At 68.7% G+C, this 17213-nt stretch carries 19 protein-coding genes and 3 pseudogenes; 10 read left to right on the top strand and 12 right to left on the bottom strand.

Features of this window, described 5'->3' with window-relative positions; all coding sequences use genetic code 11:
* The first annotated feature begins 15 nt into the window (after nt 1-15).
* From ACIRA5_RS39245 to ACIRA5_RS39255, 3 genes are all read left to right on the top strand, one after another.
* A complete protein-coding gene (locus ACIRA5_RS39245; protein ID WP_403699245.1) occupies nt 16-597 on the top strand; it encodes an SRPBCC domain-containing protein in 582 nt (193 codons plus the stop codon).
* A 129-nt stretch (nt 598-726) separates the two neighbouring features.
* Nucleotides 727-1494 (top strand): SDR family NAD(P)-dependent oxidoreductase, encoded by a 768-nt coding sequence (locus ACIRA5_RS39250; protein WP_403699247.1) that lies wholly within the window; start codon nt 727-729, stop codon nt 1492-1494.
* A gap of 91 nt (nt 1495-1585) precedes the next feature.
* A complete protein-coding gene (locus ACIRA5_RS39255) occupies nt 1586-1987 on the top strand; it encodes a nuclear transport factor 2 family protein (protein ID WP_403699249.1) in 402 nt (133 codons plus the stop codon).
* A 22-nt stretch (nt 1988-2009) separates the two neighbouring features.
* On the opposite strand, the gene ACIRA5_RS39260 is transcribed toward ACIRA5_RS39255, so the two are convergent.
* On the bottom strand, nt 2010-2378 hold the full coding sequence (locus ACIRA5_RS39260; protein ID WP_403699251.1) for a PPOX class F420-dependent oxidoreductase: 369 nt from the start codon (nt 2376-2378) through the stop codon (nt 2010-2012).
* Between the two features lie 92 nt (nt 2379-2470).
* Entirely contained in the window at nt 2471-3544 is a 1074-nt protein-coding gene (locus tag ACIRA5_RS39265) for an alkene reductase (protein ID WP_403699253.1), read from the bottom strand.
* Nucleotides 3545-3797: 253 nt separating this feature from the next.
* Here ACIRA5_RS39265 and ACIRA5_RS39270 point away from each other — a divergent pair, with 253 nt between their 5' ends.
* The gene (locus ACIRA5_RS39270) at nt 3798-4319 is read left to right on the top strand and encodes a MarR family winged helix-turn-helix transcriptional regulator (protein ID WP_403699255.1); all 522 of its coding nucleotides are present in this window, start codon (nt 3798-3800) and stop codon (nt 4317-4319) included.
* Between the two features lie 81 nt (nt 4320-4400).
* On the opposite strand, the gene ACIRA5_RS39275 is transcribed toward ACIRA5_RS39270, so the two are convergent.
* Entirely contained in the window at nt 4401-5102 is a 702-nt protein-coding gene (locus ACIRA5_RS39275) for a GntR family transcriptional regulator (protein WP_403699257.1), read from the bottom strand.
* 130 nt (nt 5103-5232) lie between these two features.
* Here ACIRA5_RS39275 and ACIRA5_RS39280 point away from each other — a divergent pair, with 130 nt between their 5' ends.
* The 4 genes and pseudogenes from ACIRA5_RS39280 to ACIRA5_RS39295 form a co-directional block, all read left to right on the top strand.
* Nucleotides 5233-6084 (top strand): fumarylacetoacetate hydrolase family protein, encoded by an 852-nt coding sequence (locus ACIRA5_RS39280; protein WP_403699259.1) that lies wholly within the window; start codon nt 5233-5235, stop codon nt 6082-6084.
* A gap of 9 nt (nt 6085-6093) precedes the next feature.
* Nucleotides 6094-7032 carry a VOC family protein gene (locus tag ACIRA5_RS39285; protein WP_403699261.1) on the top strand — a complete coding sequence of 313 codons (939 nt, stop codon included), beginning with the start codon at nt 6094-6096 and terminating at the stop codon, nt 7030-7032.
* 44 nt (nt 7033-7076) lie between these two features.
* Nucleotides 7077-7445, top strand: a pseudogene (locus tag ACIRA5_RS39290) (alcohol dehydrogenase catalytic domain-containing protein); the annotation flags it as partial.
* A 131-nt stretch (nt 7446-7576) separates the two neighbouring features.
* A pseudogene (locus ACIRA5_RS39295) lies at nt 7577-8023 on the top strand (zinc-binding dehydrogenase); the annotation flags it as partial.
* On the opposite strand, the gene ACIRA5_RS39300 reads toward ACIRA5_RS39295, so the two are convergent.
* Together ACIRA5_RS39300 and ACIRA5_RS39305 are read right to left on the bottom strand one after the other, a co-directional pair.
* Nucleotides 7995-8276, bottom strand: a complete 282-nt coding sequence (locus tag ACIRA5_RS39300) for a TetR/AcrR family transcriptional regulator C-terminal ligand-binding domain-containing protein (protein WP_403699263.1) — start codon at nt 8274-8276, stop codon at nt 7995-7997. The pseudogene ACIRA5_RS39295 and the gene ACIRA5_RS39300 sit on opposite strands and share 29 nt — an antisense overlap.
* 39 nt (nt 8277-8315) lie before the next feature.
* Nucleotides 8316-8666: a DoxX family protein gene (locus ACIRA5_RS39305; RefSeq protein WP_403699264.1), complete on the bottom strand. Its 351-nt coding sequence runs from the start codon at nt 8664-8666 to the stop codon at nt 8316-8318.
* Nucleotides 8667-8757: 91 nt separating this feature from the next.
* Between ACIRA5_RS39305 and ACIRA5_RS39310 the strand changes: the two genes are divergently transcribed.
* On the top strand, nt 8758-9204 hold the full coding sequence (locus ACIRA5_RS39310; protein WP_403699265.1) for a MarR family winged helix-turn-helix transcriptional regulator: 447 nt from the start codon (nt 8758-8760) through the stop codon (nt 9202-9204).
* A gap of 163 nt (nt 9205-9367) precedes the next feature.
* Nucleotides 9368-10246 carry an NmrA/HSCARG family protein gene (locus ACIRA5_RS39315; protein WP_403699267.1) on the top strand — a complete coding sequence of 293 codons (879 nt, stop codon included), beginning with the start codon at nt 9368-9370 and terminating at the stop codon, nt 10244-10246.
* A gap of 97 nt (nt 10247-10343) precedes the next feature.
* On the opposite strand, the gene ACIRA5_RS39320 is transcribed toward ACIRA5_RS39315, so the two are convergent.
* The 7 genes and pseudogenes from ACIRA5_RS39320 to ACIRA5_RS39350 all read right to left on the bottom strand — a co-directional run.
* Complete coding sequence (locus ACIRA5_RS39320; RefSeq protein WP_403699269.1) at nt 10344-11105, bottom strand: GntR family transcriptional regulator; 762 nt, start codon at nt 11103-11105, stop codon at nt 10344-10346.
* A 31-nt stretch (nt 11106-11136) separates the two neighbouring features.
* Entirely contained in the window at nt 11137-12567 is a 1431-nt protein-coding gene (locus ACIRA5_RS39325; protein WP_403699271.1) for an ATP-binding protein, read from the bottom strand.
* Complete coding sequence (locus tag ACIRA5_RS39330) at nt 12564-14243, bottom strand: FAD-dependent oxidoreductase (RefSeq protein ID WP_403699273.1); 1680 nt, start codon at nt 14241-14243, stop codon at nt 12564-12566. Before ACIRA5_RS39330 ends, ACIRA5_RS39325 begins: the two co-directional genes overlap by 4 nt.
* Before the next feature lie 50 nt (nt 14244-14293).
* Nucleotides 14294-14932 (bottom strand): FMN reductase, encoded by a 639-nt coding sequence (locus tag ACIRA5_RS39335; RefSeq protein ID WP_403699275.1) that lies wholly within the window; start codon nt 14930-14932, stop codon nt 14294-14296.
* Nucleotides 14929-16047 carry a CE1758 family FMN-dependent luciferase-like monooxygenase gene (locus tag ACIRA5_RS39340; RefSeq protein WP_403699276.1) on the bottom strand — a complete coding sequence of 373 codons (1119 nt, stop codon included), beginning with the start codon at nt 16045-16047 and terminating at the stop codon, nt 14929-14931. The genes ACIRA5_RS39335 and ACIRA5_RS39340 overlap by 4 nt, the downstream gene beginning before the upstream one ends.
* 137 nt (nt 16048-16184) lie before the next feature.
* Nucleotides 16185-16772, bottom strand: a complete 588-nt coding sequence (locus ACIRA5_RS39345; protein WP_403699278.1) for an isochorismatase family protein — start codon at nt 16770-16772, stop codon at nt 16185-16187.
* Between the two features lie 161 nt (nt 16773-16933).
* Nucleotides 16934-17213: pseudogene (locus ACIRA5_RS39350) on the bottom strand (LLM class flavin-dependent oxidoreductase); the annotation flags it as partial.

Consider the following 17213-nt stretch of genomic DNA (forward strand, 5'->3'; position numbering starts at 1 on the left):
AAAGACGGGACAACCATGCCTGAGAACGTGGACGGGACCATCCGGCACACCCTCGAATTCAACGAGGTGGAGTTCGCGCGGCACTTCGACGCACCGCTGGAGCAGCTGTGGCGCTTCGTCTCCGAGCCGGAGCTGCTCGCTAAGTGGCTGGGCGGCCCGGTCGACAAGCTCGAACCGGTCAAGGGCGGCGAGGTCGTCATCCAGATCGCACCGAAGATGGGCGCGACGGTCTACGGCAAGGTCCTCGAGTACGTGCCGCAGCAGGTCCTGGCGTTGACCTGGGAGGTTCCCGCCTGGGGCCACACCCCCGACCTCATGGGTACGAAGATGCGGTGGGCGGTCGAGGCGGACGGGGACGGGTCGAAGCTCACGCTGACCCACTCCCTGCCCCACTCCGCCTTCCGCGAGCACCTGTTGAGCGCCGCCTGGCACCTGCACATGGACCAGCTGGGCCAGCTGCTCGCGGGCCACGACGAGCACTACACCATCCAGCAGCCCGAGATCTACGCCCTCGTCCTGGCCTACCTCGACAAGGACCAGGCCGAGAAGCGGGCGTACTACGAGCACCTGCTCGGCATCAAGGCGTCCGCGGCCTGACCTCCCCGCACGAGAGGGGGCGCCTCCGACACGGGACGCGCCCCCTCCCCCACCCCCCACACGACGAGGCAGACCAAGAGTGCCCTTCTTACCGACACCCGACAGACCACCGTACGAAGGAGAGCCGGCATGGCTTCCGGCACGAACGAAGCACAGACAACCAAGAGGGTCGCCGTCGTCACGGGCGGCGCCGCGGGCATCGGCCAGGGCTACGCCCTCCGGCTCGCACGCAACGGCCACACCGTTGCCATCGCCGACCTCGGCCCGGCCGACGAAACCGAGAAGCTGATCCGTGAGGCGGGCGGCGAGGTGTTCTCCGCCCGCTGCGACGTGTCCGACGCCGACAGTGTGGCGGGGTTCGCGGCAGCCGTCACCGAGCGCTTCGGAGCCGTCGACATCCTCGTCCACAACGCGGGCATCTACCCCATCGTCCCCTTCGAGGACACGGACTGGGCGACCTGGCGCCGCATCATGGACGTCAACCTCGACTCCCTCTTCCACCTCACCAAGGCGTTCCTGCCCGGCATGAAGCAGCACGGCTGGGGACGCATCGTGGTCATGGCCTCGGCGACCTTCCACTCCGGGCCGCCCGGCATGGTCGCCTACACGGCGAGCAAAGGCGGAGTGATCGGCTTTGTCCGCACGCTGGCCGCAGAGGTCGGCGAACACGGGGTCACCGTCAACGCAATCGCGCCGGGCCTGGTCCGTACGCCCGGCACCCTCTCCGGGCCGCAACAGGAGCTGGGTCTGTTCGACGCGCTTTCCGCCCACCAGGCGATCAAGCGCACCGGTGTGCCGGAGGATCTGGCGGGCGCGGTCTCGTTCCTGACCTCCGACGATGCCTCCTTCATCACCGGCCAGACGCTGGTCGTGGACGGCGGCTTCGCCCGGGCCTGAGCCCCTCCAAATCCGACCAGCATCACACGTGGCACAACCACGGGGATCCACAGCGCACCACCAAGGGACGACCGGCCTCAAGGGAGAGACCATGACCCAGACCCAACTGCACACCGCACAGATCGTCGGCGAGACGCCCGCCTGGGTGGCCAAGATCTACTCGTCCTTCGACAGCCTGGACGTCGAGGCGGTCCTCGCCCACTTCAGCGACGACTGCCGTGTCCGCTTCGGAAACGGTGAACCGACGGTCGGCCATGAAGAGTTCCTCGCCGGGGCGACGGCATTCCTGCAGTCGGTACGCGGGATGTCCCACCGGTTCCGTGAGGTGTGGCAGTGCGGGGACTCGGCCGTGCTCGTTGCCGATGTCGACTACATCCGCCACAACGGCAGCCGGCTGTGCCTGCCGGCCGTCACGATGCTGCATCGCCGAGCGGACGGCCTGATCGACGACATGCAGGTCGTCCTCGACCTCGCGCCGCTCTTTGCGGTGTGAACCCGCGCGGCAGTGAATCCGGTCAGGCGTCCATGCCGAAGCTGAAGATCTTCTCCGGGTGGATGCGGATCGTCTCCGCGCTGAAGCCCGCACTCAAGGCGCTTGCGCCTTCGAGGAGTTCGGCGGTACCACGGATCTCCAGGTACCGGGCGCGCCACGGGCTGAAGCTGACGACGTCATCGACGACGAAGGCGAGCTTGGGGTTGGCCTTGAGGTTGCGCCACTTCTTCGAACCGCCCATGTTGTGGCCACCGATGAGGAGGGTACCGTCCGGCTGGAAGACGTACATGACCGGGTTGTTCTGCGGCTGCCCCTTCGGGTCTACGGTGGCCAGCCGGCCGAGTCGCTGACTGGACAGGTATGCGCGCTGAGCGTCGGTGAATTCAGCCATGAGTGCACCTTCCCATCGGGTGGCTGCGGATGCCTGGTGGGCGCCTCCGGCCGGGCGACCGGCCGGAGGCGCGGGGGTCCTGCGACCGGGTGTCAGTCGAGGGTGGGGTAGTCGGTGTAGCCGGTGTGGTCGCCGCCGAAGGAGGTGGCGCGGTCGGGGGTGTTGAAGGGGCCGCCGGCGGCGAGGCGCTTGGGCAGGTCGGGGTTGGCGAGGAAGAGGCCGCCGTAGGCGAGGAGGTCGGCGGTGCCGTCCTCGATCAGGTCCAGCTCCTTGTGACCGGTGGGCTCCATGCCGGTGAAGGGGTTGAGGATGAAGGTGGTCGGCCAGGCCTTGCGCAGGCGCAGGGTCAGGTCGCGGACCTCGGGCGCCTCCATCTGGTGCAGATAGGCCAGGTTGAGGGGTGCGAGGGCGTCGACGAGGGCGGTATAGGTGGCGTCGACGTCGGTGCGGTCGCTCTCGTCGATGTCGTTGTACGGGTTGGCGGGCGAGATGCGGAAGCCGGTCTTGTCGGCACCGATGGCGTCGGCGACGGCTTTGGCAGTCTCGACGGCGAACCGGATGCGCTTCTCCGGGCTGCCGCCCCAGGCGTCGGTACGGGTGTTGGAGTTCGGGGCGAGGAACTGGTGGATGAGGTAGCCGTTGGCGCCGTGCAGTTCCACGCCGTCGAAGCCGGCCTCGACCGCGTTGCGGGCGGCGGTGGCGTAGTCAGCGATCGTCTGCCGGATCTCGTCCTCAGTGAGCTCCTTGGGCGTGACGAAGTCCTGCGGGCCTTCGTGCGTGTAGACCTGCCCCTTGGCCACTACGGCGGAGGGGCCGACCGGGGTGAGGCCCGTCAGGGAGGGGTGGCCGACGCGGCCGGTGTGCATCAGCTGGAGGTAGATCACGCCGCCCTTGGCGTGGACGGCGTCGGTGACCGTGCGCCACGCGGGGATCTGCTCGTCGGAGTGGATGCCGGGGGTGTCGGGGTAACCCTGGCCGATCGGCGACGGCTGGGTGCCCTCCGTGATGATCAGGCCGGCGCCTGCGCGCTGGGCGTAGTACTCGGCCATCAGCTCGGTCGGGGACTGGCCGGGGCCGTAGGCGCGGCTGCGGGTCATCGGTGCCATCACGATGCGGTTCGCCAGGCTCTTGCCACTCAGCTCGGTCGCTTCGAAGGCCTTCGACATGATCATCATCCTTGCTTACGAAAGGCGGCCGCGTAACGGGGCAGCCCCTTACTGGCAGATCCCGGTGCTGCCGCACCTGAGCTGTTCACTGTCCGAACAAGTAAACCTCATGAATCCATTCCGCCCGACACGTGACCCGCCCCCCAAGACCAGGAACCCCCGGCCCGGGGCGAGGCGGCCAGCCACACCCAACACCCCGCGGCGCTGTACCCTTTACCTGTTCAAGCAACTGCACAGGTCACACGAGGAGCCCATGAGCCAGCCGGAGCCCGCAGACACCCATCCGTCGACCGCAGCCGACACCACGGGGCCGACGGACGTGTGCATGCCGGATTCCGTCGCGGCCGGCGCCTTCAATCACGCGATCCTCCGGGTGGCCCGCCTGCACCGGATGCTGGCCGGCCAGCTACTCCGCCGCGTCGGGCTTCACCCCAGCCAGGAACTGGTCATGATGCAGCTGTGGGATCGCGGCCCCCAGCGGCAGACCGACCTCGTCCGCCTGCTCGGCTCCGACGCCGCCACCATGACCCGCACCATCAGGCGCCTGGAGAACGCGGGCTTCGTCCGCCGCCACCCCTCCCCCACCGACAAGCGGGTCACCATCGTCGAACCCACCGCGGCCAGCAACGCCCTGCGCAAGGAGGTGGAACAGGTCTGGATGGACCTCGAAACCAGCGTCACCGACGGCATGACCCCGACCCAGCAGGCCGAGGCCATCGAAGTCCTGGCCCGGATCGAGGAAGGCCTCGCCCGCGCCACGTCACACGACACCTGAGCCTGGCCGAGGCTCCTGCCGGGAGTGATCGGTGCGTCGACCACGAACTTCGCCGCGGTGGACATCTCCTCGAACGGCCTTCTAGGCGAGCGGGCCGACGATCCGGTTGGGCTCGTCGGATGCGCAGCTGATCAACAGCTGTGCCGTATGGGCGATGTGTTCGCGGATCAGCGCGACGGCGCGGTCGGCGTCCCGCTCGACGACGGCGTCCAGGATGGTGCGATGCTCGCCGACCAGGTCACGGTCGGGCTCGTTGCCGAACGACACCGACCACTGCAGGTACAGCTCGGCTTCGTGGCGCAGGGCGCGGGCCGTGGCCAGCAGCCGCTGATTGCGGCACCCGGACAGCAGCGCGCTGTGAAACGCGGCGTGAGCGGCTGACCACTCGTCACTGGGACGGTCAGGGTCGTCGGGCCTGCGGAACGCCGTCCGTTCCAGGACGTGGTGGGCGGCGACCGCGCCGGCCTCCCACTGCATGTCGCCGTCCTGCACGGCCAGACGCAGCACCATCGACTCGATCTCGACACGGGCCTGGGTGAGCTCGGCGAGGTCTTCGTGGGACAGCGGCCGGACGACGTAGCCCTGGTGGGGCTTGGTGACCACGAAGCCCTCGGCCGCCAGCTTGGTCAGCGCTTCCCGCGCGACGCCGACGCTGGTGTCGTACCGCGTGCACAGTTCGGGGAACTTGAGCCGCTCTCCGGGCACCAGCCGCCCGCCGAGGATGTCGGCGCGCAGCACCTGGTAGACGCCGTCCGTTCGGGTGGACCCACCTGTCCTCGCCATGCGAGCACCGTAGCAACTTACGACTAATAAGCAAACTTTCGAATCTCCATTGACCTGTCGAACCTGAGTGACTACACAGGAACCATCCGCCCGGCGATGTGCCGGGCGACGAGTGCGAGGGAAGACCCGCATGAGAGTGGCCAATGTGTCCGGGCGGCTTAGCCTGGTGACCGGTCCTGGTGAAGTCGTCGATGTGCGGCGGGCCAGCGCCGGCCTGTTCGACAGCGACGTCCAGGCCGCTTACGAACGGTGGGACGAGCTGGTCGAGTTCGCCGCCGGTCTGCCCAAGGAGACGCCCGGAGTGGTCGAAGCTCCGGTCGAGGCGTTCGGCAACCCGGTCCCGGCACCCCGGCAGGTGTTCGCGATCGGCCTGAACTACGCCGACCACGCTGACGAGTCGTCGTTCGCGGTACCCGACGAGCCGCCGGTGTTCACCAAGTTCGCCACTTCGCTGTCCGGCCCGTACGGCGAGATCGCCCTGCCGCCGGGCACCGTGGACTGGGAGGTGGAGCTGGTCGTGGTGGTGGGTCGGCGCGGTCACCGGGTGGCGGCCGAGGACGCGTGGTCGTATGTGGCGGGCGTCTCGGTGGGCCAGGACCTGTCCGAGCGCGGGTTGCAACGGGTCGGCCCCGCACCCCAGTTCAGCCTGGCGAAGTCGTACCCGGGATTCGGACCGGTCGGACCGGTCGTGGTCACCCCCGACGAGCTGCCGAACCGGGACAACCTGGAGCTGGGCTGCCTGATCAACGGGGAGCAGATGCAGAAGGGCCACACCTCGGACATGGTCTTCGGCGTGCCTGAACTGATCGCACGGCTCTCGGCGGTGACGCCGCTGCTGCCCGGCGACCTGATCTTCACGGGCACCCCCGCCGGCGTGGGACTGGGACGCACTCCGGAGCGCTACCTCGCACCCGGAGACGAGCTCGTCAGCTATGTGCGCGGGGTCGGAGAGATGCGGCACCGCATGGTCGCCGGTCACTAGGGGGTCGCGATGCCACTGCATGGCTTGCTGTCGGTCACGGTCGGCGTGCCCAACGTCGCCGCGACCCGGAACTACTACACCGATTTCGGCCTGTCGCCCCACGACGACGGATGGCTGGCCACCCGGGACGGCGGCCGCCAGCTGCGACTGGTGCCTTCGGCCACCCGCCGCCTGGTCGAGCTCGTCGTACGGGCCGAGCACCCGGACGACCTCGGTGTGATCGCCGGCCGGCTGACCCGGCTCGGAATCGCCGTCCGTCGAGAGGCCGACGCGGTCACGGCGGCCGAACCCGTCGCCGGCTTCCGCGTGGTGGTCCGCATCGCCGAACCACTCGTCCAGGAACCGGCACCGGTGTCACCCTCGAACGGGCCCGGCCGCGTCGAGCGCGCCACGGATCGAGCACCAGGGGTGCTGCGCACCGGTCCCGTCCGCCCCCGCAAACTCGGCCACGTGGTCGTCGGCTCCGTCGACCAGGGAGCCACTCGGCGGTTCTTCACCGACGGGCTGGGGTTCAAGGCCAGCGACGAGATCGCCGGCAGGGCCGCCTTCTTGCGCTGCTCGACGGACCACCACAACGTGCTCGTGATGTCGGCCCCGGTCAACTTTCTCCACCACAGCTCCTGGCAGGTCGACGACATCGACGAGGTCGGCCGCGGCGCGACGAGCATGCTCGAGGACCACCCGGAGCGGCACGTGTGGGGCCTGGGCCGCCACCACGCCGGGTCCAACTTCTTCTGGTACCTGAAGGATCCGGCCGGGAACTTCTCCGAGTACTACTCCGACATGGACTGCATCGTCGACGACCGGCTGTGGACGCCGGAGGCCGTCGAAGGCGCCAAGGGTCTCTTCAGCTGGGGTCCGCCGCCACCGCCGTCGTTCCTCGAACCGGAGGACCTCGCCGGGCTGATGACCGGCGCGCACCGGGGGGATGACCGCGCCGCGCCATGACGCCCCACCTCCCGGACCACCAGTCATGAGAGAGGCAACAGACGATGCGAGCGCTGCGGTACCACGACCTGGGTGACCTGCGGATCGAGGACATCGCGGAGCCCGCCCCGGCGCCAGGGCAGGTCAAGCTGCGGGTGACGTACAACGGATTCTGTGGCAGCGATCTGCACGAGTGCTACGACGGCCCGGTCATGGTGCCCACCTCGGCATCGCACCCGGTGACGGGGGTCCAGGCTCCCGTCGTGCTCGGCCACGAATGCGGTGGCACCGTCGTCGCCGTGGGCGCGGGCGTGGACGACATCGCCCCGGGCGCCCTCGTGACGGTCGAGCCGATCGAGCGCTGCGGCAGCTGCCCGGACTGCGTGTCCGGCCGCTACAAACTCTGCTCTTCATGGGCATTCACAGCTATACGACCGGTCACGGGGCTTGGCGGAGAACACCGTCGTGGACAGGGCGATGGTGCATCCGCTGCCCGCCGGGCTCTCGGCCCGGCAGTCGGCGCTGATCGAGCCGCTGGCCGTCGCGTACCACGCGGTGCGGCGGGCGCGGCGCCGAGGCATCGATCGACGCCGCCGGTGCGGCATCGGCGTTCCAGGCGGCGCTGGCGAGCACGGCCAAGCAGGGCCGCGTCGTGCTCGTCGCCGACCACTACGAACCGCTGCGGCTGTCCGCCTCGCACCTGCTGACGGGAGAGATCGACGTACGCGCCAGCATGACGTATCGCGGCGAGTTCCCCCTGGTCATCGAGGCGATGGCGGCCGGCGCCTACCCGCTGGGCGGCTGGGTGTCGACCATCCCGCTCAGCGACGTCATCGAGCGCGGCTTCGAAGTGTTGCGGGCCGGGGGCGCGGTGAAGGTCCTCCGTCGATCCTTCTACGTGACCACACCTCCGAGCACCCGATCCGTCCCGCCACCGGCGCGCGAACCGGAAGGAGCACGGCGTGCCCGGGGTCGGCGGCGGCTCAGCGCCGTAGCAGCACAGGCAGGATGAACGCATCCATGCAGCCGACGAGGTAAGCGATGTCCGCCTCCGCGTCCTCGGTCGCCAACCGGCCGTACGCGGCTCCGATGATGAGGTCCGGTACGAAGTCGAGAGCGGGATTGTCCGGCGCCACCTCGCCGCGCCGGACGGCCCGCTCGACCAAGCGACGCAGCGTCTCGGGCTCGACCCGATGTCCCTGCACGCCGACAATTCGCGCGATCTCGTGCAGGTCACGCCGCAGGGAGCCGGTGTCGACCGGCATCAAGTGGTCGCAGTCACAGTGGTGCACTTTAACGTGTCGTCAGACCGACGCAACGCCGAAGAGGACCGGCACCGCCGACACGGCGACAAAGATGACCGGGAAAGCGGCCCCCTTGCTGTCCTTGACGCGCAGGTGTGCGCCGACCGCTCCGAGGAAGAACAGCACGACTCCAAGGGCGGCAGCGATACCGAGGGGCCGGTAGGCAATGCCGATCAGAAGGCCGAACGCACCCGCGAACTTCACCGCGGCCAGCGGCAGGCGCCAGGTGTCCGGCACCTTGACGGTGTTGAGGGAGGCCATCACTCGTTCGTCCTTGACGATCATGCCGCGCCCTGAGAAAGCCAGCATCACCGCGACCAGGACGGCAGCGACCACGTATCCGACGAACATCTACGACTCCAGATAGTAAAGTGAAACAAATGATGGACGAGCCTCAATGATTGAGGGAGATACACGATATAGCAACTGTTATCGTTAATACATGACAACGGACAGGACTCAAGGACCGATGGACCGCCTCGGATTCCTGCTGGCCTGGCACGGCAGAATCACGGACGCCTTCATCCGCCGCGCACTGGGCACCACCGGCCTCACCCCCCGGCACGCCATGACGCTGATGCACCTGGACACGGGCGCGATGAGCCAGCAGTCCCTGATCGACAGACTGGAAGTCGACCCCAGCGTGCTGGTGGCCATCCTCAACGACCTCGAGGGCGGAGACCTGGTCCACCGCCGGCGCGATCCCGCGGACCGGCGGCGTCACATCGTGGAGATCACACCCGAGGGCTCAGTAACCATCAGCACCCTGGACACCGCGCTGACAAAGGTCGAGAACGAGCTCTTCGCCGACCTGTCTGCACAGGAGCGGGCAACCCTCCAAGATCTACTGAACCGCGTCGCCTCCGTCCCCAGGGACTACGAGTGCTGAGCCACTGACCGATCGCTCGTCAACCCGGATTCGGCCGCCCGGGCCCGTCAATCGTTTCGCCGCCCCGGCCCATTACAGCGGCATGCAACGCACCCGGCTCCCGGCGCACCTACATGCTAGCATTTAATTGGCTGACCAATGAACGACCGAAAGGACGTACGCCATGCCCACCGACCACACCAAGGGAAGCGTCCTTGTGCTGGGTGCGACAGGCAATCAGGGGGGCGCCGTCACCCAGGAACTGCTGCGCCGGGGCTGGCCTGTGCGCGCGCTCACCCGCGATCCGAAGTCGGCGAAGGCCCGGGCGCTGACCGAGGCGGGCACCGAGGTGGTGGCGGGCGATCTCGACGACCCGCAGTCGCTCGACGCCGCCCTGAGCGGCGTGTACGGCATCTACAGCGTACAGACGTTCATGGGACCGGAGGGCGTCGAGGGCGAGGAGCGGCAGGGCCGTGCCGTCGCCGACGCCGCAGCGCGGGCCAAGGTGCAGCACTTCGTCTACGGCTCGGTGGGCGGCGCCGACCGCGACAGCGGCGTCCCGCACTTCGACAGCAAGGGCCGGATCGAGAAGTACATCGCCGAGCTCGGACTGCCGGCGACCGTGCTGCGCCCGGCGTTCTTCATCAACAACTTCGCGTTCGTCGGCCCCCAGCCCGCCGGTGACGGACTGGTCCTCGCGCTGGGCCTGAAGCCCGAGACCAAGTTGCAGATGTTCGCCTCGGAGAACATCGGCCTGTTCGCCGCGGACGCCTTCGACAACCCTGCCGAGTACATCGGCCGCCAGCTGGAGCTCGCCACCGACGAGCTGACAGGTCCGCAGATGGCCGAGGTGTTCGAGAAGGTGTCGGGCCTGCCCACCGCCTTCCAGGAGCTGCCCATCGAGCAGGTGCGGCAGTTCAACGAGGAGATGGGCGTCATGTTCGGCTGGTTCAACGACGAGGGCTTCAGCGCGGATCTTCCCGCTCTGCGGGCCCAGCACCCCGAGCTGATCACCCTGGAGGTCTGGGCGCACCGCAACTGGACGGCTCCCGCCGCCCAGTAACCGCTCCCGCGCTCGGGCGCCCGTGCTGAAGGACCCCTCTACTCCCCGAGGAGGATCCTTCGGTACGGGCATGAAATCACCCTGCACGCTTGCCGGTTCACGCCTCCCAGGGCGACGGGCCCGCGTTGACCAGACTCATCGCGTTGGGCACGGCCACCGGTACATAGTCGGGGGCGTGATCCTGCAGCACTCTCAACGCCGTCCGCTCCAGGTGGTGGGCCAGGCACGACACCGCTGTCTCGCGGTCGCCCGCGACGACCGCGTCCAGGATCGCGGGGTGCTCGACATTGCCGGGTTCGGCCCAGCTCTTCGGGTCGAAGAGCTGAGTGATGCGGATGTAGCGAACGCTGCGGTCGGACAGAGCCCGCAGTTGACGCTGCAGGGCCGCGCCCGCACCGGCGGTGAGGAGGCGGTGATACTCGCCGTGCGCCGCGAACCAGCCCTCGGTGTCCTTCGCTCGAGAGGCCTGGCGCATCGCCGCCACCTGTGCCTTGGCCTCGCGTCTCGCGCGGGCGCCGAACCCGTCCAGCGTCATGGTCATCGCCAGGGTCTCCAGCATGATGCGCATCGCGTAGTCGCCGTCCAGCTCGGTCGGGTCGAAACCGGTGACCCGCATCCGCTGATTGGGCTCAGCCTCGACGAAGCCCTCCTCCTGGAGCATGCGCAGCGCCTCGCGCACCGGCGTGCGGCTCACTCCCAGCTGCCGGCCCAGTGCCACCTGGGACAGTACGGTGCCCGGCGCCAGCCGACCGTCGAGGATGCATTCGCGCAGGAGCGCGTGCAGCGGGGCGATCGACTGCCGGGCACCGGGCAGATCAAGCGGCTCGATGCCGTCGATGAGGATGGTCGGCTGAGGCATGCCGTCCATTATGGCGTATCTGCATACACATTTAGTTGCGGCCAGGTGAAACTCTGAGGGGAAGTCGCACTTGGAAGCGTGTGTCACCGGGGACGGACTCCGCCTGGAGGCTCCCGTGGTGCTTGTTCACCACGATCCGCCAGGAGATGTCGAGGCCGAGCCCGGTGCCCTCCCCCACCGGCTTGGTGGTGAAGAACGGATCGAAGATGCGGCCACGGATCTCGGAGTCGATGCCGGGCCCGGTGTCACCGAACTCCACGAGCAGTTGTTCTCCGTCGAGCGAGGTGCGCACCGTCAGTTTTCCCTCGCCGTCCATCGCCGCTACTGCGTTGTCGATGAGGTTCGTCCAGACCTGGTTCAACTCCCCTGGGTACGCGGGGATTTTGGGCAGCGTGCTGTCGTACTCCTTGATGACCTCGATGCCGGAACCGATCTTCCCGGCGAGCATCACCAGCGTGCTGTCGAGCAGTTCGTGCACGTCGGTGATCTGGTAGGGGGCCCGGTCGAGGTTCGAGTACTGCTTCGCAGCGCCGACGAGATGCGAGATGCGGTGGGTGGAGTCCTCGATCTCGTTGAGCAGCAGCTCGGTCTCCACGGTGTACTCGAGCCAGCTGATCGTGCCGTCCAGGCTCCGCTCGTCCACGGTCGCCGCCACCTCGTCGAGCCAGTCGGTGTCGAGTCCGGCCTGGACGAACGTCGCCGCGAGGTCCCAGCTGCCGGCGATGCCGTGGTCGTCGAGCCAGTCGGCGAGCGCGTCCTCCCTATCGGATGCTTCGAGCGGGCTGAGGAGTGTTGTCTTCGAGACCCGCTCGGCGGTGCGCTCCTGAAGGTGGACGAGTGCCAGGGTGTGGCGTGCGTACGGGCCGACGGCGATGGCCGCGAGCTTGTGCCGCAGACCGGCCATCCGCTCTCGGAGTGCCGACGTGGCCCGTACGGCCGCAGCCGCGGGGTTGTTGAGCTCATGGGTCAGGCCGGCGGACAGCGAGCCGAGGGCCAGCAGCCGCTCACGCTGATTGATGGTCTGCTGCGTGGTCTGGGTGCCGAAGAACATCCCCTCCAGGAGGTGGACGGACATCGGGAACCAGTCCCGCATGATCGTAGCGAAGGTCTCGGCGCGCAGCACGAAGAACCGCGAGGGTTCCGTCACCCGCAGGGAGCTGCGGTAGCGCTCGTCCTCGAAGCCCTGTACGTACGCCTGCAAGGCACCCGCGTACGTCCCCCGGTGCGAGGTGCGGTTGATCTCCACGTCGTCCTCACCGACCCGGCGGGTCAGCACAAGCGTGCCTTCGAGGAGGACGAAGAAGCAGCTGGCAGGGTCGCCTTCCTGGTACACGGGGCCGGGCTCGAACCTCTCCACCCGGCCCTCGCGGCACAACCGTGCCAGTTGCTCCTCGGTCAGGTTCTCGAACAGGAAGAGCGTGCTCAGCTCCTCCACTTCGCAGGGGATGGGCTGTGTGGTCATGACTGCTCCAGGTAGCGGTGGACGAGCATCACGGCCATGGCTCCCTCGCCGGCGGCGGAAGCGACGCGCTTGGCCGACTCGGCGCGTACGTCGCCCGCCACGAACACCCCCGGGATGCTGGTCTCCAGGTGGTACGGCGGCCGGGTCGGTTCCCAGTCCCGCAGAGGCTGTCCGTCCACGGTCAGGTCGGGGCCGGTGAGGATGTAGCCGCGGTCGTCCCGCGCCACGGTTCCGTCCAGCCAGTCGGTGTGCGGGGCGGCCCCGATGAACACGAACAGCCAATGGGTGTCGACGAGTTCGTCGCGCCCGGTCACGGTGTCGCGCAGGGTCAGCTGCTCTAGATGGTCCGTGCCGTGCGCGCTCTCGACGACCGTGCCGGTGCGGACGGTGATGTTGGAGGTCTGCTCGATCTGCTGGATCAGGTAGTGCGACATCGAAGCGGCCAGGGATGGTCCGCGCACCAACAGGCTGACCGACTTCGCGGTCTTGGACAGATGCATCGCGGCCTGGCCCGCGGAGTTGGCGCCGCCGACGATGTACACGTCGTGGCCCGAGATCGCGGAGGTCTCGGTGAGCGCGGAGCCGTAGAAGACTCCGCGCCCGGTCAGCTCGGCCAGTCCCGGCGCGTTCAACTGCCGATAGGAAACGCCGGTGGCCAGCAGGACGCTGTGGGCGGCGATCGCGGAGCCGTCCGAGAACCGAACGGTGCGGGCCGCTCCGTCGGCCTCCAGTCCCGTCACCTCGCGGGTGGTCAGTATCTCGGCGCCGAACTTCGTGGCCTGTCGGCGTGCCCGGTCGGTGAGTTGGGCGCCGGAGACGCCGTCCGGGAAGCCGAGGTAGTTCTCGATGCGCGAGCTCTGCCCGGCCTGACCTCCGGTGGCCGAGCGTTCCACGAGTACCGTACGCAGCCCTTCAGAGGCCCCGTACACGGCCGCGGCGAGCCCGGCCGGGCCGCCGCCGATCACGACCAGGTCGTAGAAGTCGTCCGCCGGTGTCGTCGCGAGGCCCACGCGCGTCGCGAGTTCACGGTCGTCGGGCTCCACCAGGGGCGTGCCGTCGGGGGTGATCACCAGCGGGAGCCGTTCGGCGTCGTGCCCGGCGGCGACCAGCAGACGCCGGCCCTCCGGTTCGTCGGCCGAGTACCAGCGGTAGGGGACGTGGTTGCGGGCCAGGAACTCCCGCACCTGGGACGACCGCGCCGACCAGCGGTGACCGACGACCTTGACGCTGGGGGCCGGCCGGTGGTCGGTGGCCCGCCAGGCGGCCAGCAGGTCGTCCAGGACCGGGTAGAGCTTCTCCTCCGGCGGGTCCCACGGCTTGAGCAGGTAGTGGTCGAGATCGACCAGGTTGATCGCGTCGATCGCCGCGCTCGTGTCCGCGTACGCGGTCAGCAGGACCCGCCGTGCGCCGGGGTGGATGTCCATGGCCTGTTCGAGGAACTCGATGCCGTTCATCATCGGCATGCGGTAGTCGGCGAGGATCACCGCCACCTGGTCGCCGCGGAGCTTGAGCTCCCGGAGGGTGTCCAGGGCGGACACCCCGGACTCCGCCCGCACGATCCGGTGCGTGCCGCCGTAGCGGCGTCTCAGATCGCGGGCGACAGCCCGGGACACCCCCGGGTCGTCGTCCACGGTCAGGATGACGGTCCGCCCCGAACTCTCCGACTGTGCTGCCATGCCTCTCCCCTGTTCGGTCATCTCGCTCCGCTCCCCCACGCCTTCGCCCGCTACTCGGGCCGCAGAGCGGCCAGTTGCTCCGCGAAGGGCACGACGTCCGTGTCGTCGGCCGCCCCGCCGCCTCCGGGGAGGTCGCGCAGGAGAGCGGCCAGTTCCCGGCCCGCACGCGCGATCCGGCGGGGCAGCGTGTCGGTGAGGGCGTCGCCGTTGCCGCCCCAGTCCTCCGACGCCGCGTACACGGCGGTGGGTACGACCACCGCGCGCAGGTAGGCGAACAGGGGGCGCAGCGCGTGCTCCAGGGCGAGGGAGTGGCGTGCGGTGCCACCGGTCGCGGCCGCCAGGACGGCCTTGCCGGTGAGGGCGTCATTGTCGATGACGTCGAAGAACGACTTGAACAGACCGCTGTAGGAGGCGGTGAACACCGGCGTGACGGCGATCAGACCGTCGGCCGAGGTGACCGTCTCGATCGCTTCGGACAGCTCCGGCGAGGGGAAGCCGGAGGCGAAGTTCTTGGCGATGTCGACGCCCAGATCGCGCAGTTCGATGATCCGGACCTCGACCTCGCGATCGGCTGCGGCCAGTTCCGTGCGGACCGTCTCGGTGAGCCGGTCGGCGAGCAGCCGCGTGGAGGACGGAACGCTGAGGCCGGCCGAGACGACGGCGAGGCGCAGGGGGTTGCGCGTGCTCACTTGGCCGCCTCCTCGGAGCCCTCGGGGGCCAGGGAGACCAGCGCCTGCCGGTCGGCGAGCAGGGACGCGTGGGTGGGCGCCTCCGGAACGTTGCCGGGCCGCCCGGCGGCGACCTCCTTGCGCAGAACGGGGATGACCTCCTCGCCGAGCAGGTCGAGCGTCTCCAGGACCGACTTCAGCGGCATGCCACCGGTGTCGATGGCGAAGAGCTGGCGCTGGTAGTCGCCGTAGTGCTCGCGGAAGGTCAGCGCCTTGTCGATGACCTGCTGCGGGCTGCCGACAATGAGCGGCGTCTGCTCCATGTACTCCTCCATCGTCGGACCGTGCCCGGACATGGGTGAGTTGTCGAAGTACGGGCGGTACTCGCGTACGGCGTCCTGGGAGTTGCGGCGGACGAAGACGAGCCCGCCGGCGCCGACGATCGCCTGTTCCGCGGTGCCGTGGCCGTAGTGGGCGTAGCGCTCGCGGTAGATGCCGATCAGGCGGCGGAAATGGTCCTTGGGCATGAAGAGGTTGTTCACGAAGAAGCCGTCGCCGTAGTAGGCGGCCTGCTCGGCGATCTCCGGGCTGCGCACGGAGCCGTGCCAGACAAACGGCGGAATGCCCTCCAGCGGCCGCGGGACCGAGGTGAAGGACTGCAGCGGAGTGCGGAAGCGGCCCTCCCAGTCGACGTACTCCTCGCGCCAGAGCTGGTGCAGCAGCGCGTAGTTCTCGATGGCGAGCGGAATGCCGTGCCGGACGTCCTTGCCGAACCAGGGGTAGACGGGACCGGTGTTGCCGCGGCCCAGCATCAGGTCGACGCGGCCGTCCGCGAGGTGCTGGAGCACCGCGTAGTCCTCGGCGACCTTGACCGGGTCGTTGGTGGTGATCAGCGTGGTCGAGGTGGAGAGGATGATCCGGCTGGTCTTCGCAGCTATGTGGGACAGCAAGGTGGTCGGCGAGGAGGAGACAAAGGGCGGGTTGTGGTGCTCGCCGGTCGCGAAGACGTCGAGCCCGACCTCCTCGGCCTTGACCGCGATCGCGACCATCGCCTTCAGCCGCTCCTGCTCGGTCGGCGACCTGCCGGTGGTGGGGTTGGGCGTGACATCGCCGATGGAGAACGTACCGAACTGCACTGGGGGCTCCGGGAGTTGGGATGACGAAAGGTTCTTGGGCGAGCGGCGGACCAGGGCCGCAAGCGCAGGGCCAGATGCGAGGCCGCGAAGCGCCCCGGAGAGGGGCGGGCCCATCGCCCGCCCCCGGCTCCGCAAGGTCACTGCTGGGGCATGAGTCCCATGACGAAGGGGATGATCTTGCCGCCGCGGTCGCTGGTCCAGTTCCCGGCCAGTTCGGCCATGAGCTGGATTGAGGAGGTGATGGTGGCGCCGGCGTTCTCCATGCGGCGGATGGAGATGTCGTCGGCCATCTTGGTGGGGGAGCCGCCCGCGTCGGCGACGACCTGGACCTCGTAACCCAACTGCAGGGCCGTCAGGGTGGGGTAGACGGTGCACACGTCGTTGGTGACGCCCGCGATGATCAGCTTCTTGCGTCCGGTCTCCCGCACCGCGGCGGCGAAGTTCTCGTCGTCCATGGCGTTGACGACGCCGAGGCGCTTGATGCGTGCCTCGAACTCCTTGGGGGCGATCTCGGCGAGTTCGGCGAGCAGCGGGCCCTGGGCGTACTCCTCCATGGAGGAGGTGAGCACCAGCGGGATGTCGACCGCCTTGGCCGTGTTGGCCAGCGCCAGGGCGTTGGCCTTCATCTGCTCGAAGGGGATGGAGCGGACCCACCCCATGGTGCCCACCTGGTGGTCGATGAGCAGCATCGCCGTGTTGTCGGCGGTGAAGGACTGTGCAGACATGAGGGGAACCTCTCTGAACGGGGGGTCAGTCGTGCCGACTGAGCCCCGGAATGGTCGGAGTTGTGATTAGTTTGCCGACCAACTGTTGCGTTCAGCGTACGCCAGGCGACATCTATTCCCCGCGGGAGAAAACATTTGAAATCAACCCCGCAGGCCTGCGCTCAGGGCGTCGCGAGGGCCTGCCGGGCGGCCGGGACCACCTCGTGGGCGAAGACGCTCAGCTGGCGCTCGTGATCCCTGTCCGGCCAGTAGGTGAACCCGTTCATGCCGTGGTCGCGGCACACCTGGGTGATCTGCTCGACCCACTGATCGACCGGGCCGTGAAAGTCGCCGCTGGAGGTCGGTTCGATGATGCCGTTGAGGTTGTAGACCTTGCGGATCGAGCCGGGATCGCGGCCCGCCCGCGCCGCAGCGTCGTCGATACGGGCCGAGGCGTCACCG

The sequence above is a fragment of the Streptomyces sp. NPDC096311 genome (assembly GCF_044763085.1).
Classification (GTDB): domain Bacteria; phylum Actinomycetota; class Actinomycetes; order Streptomycetales; family Streptomycetaceae; genus Streptomyces.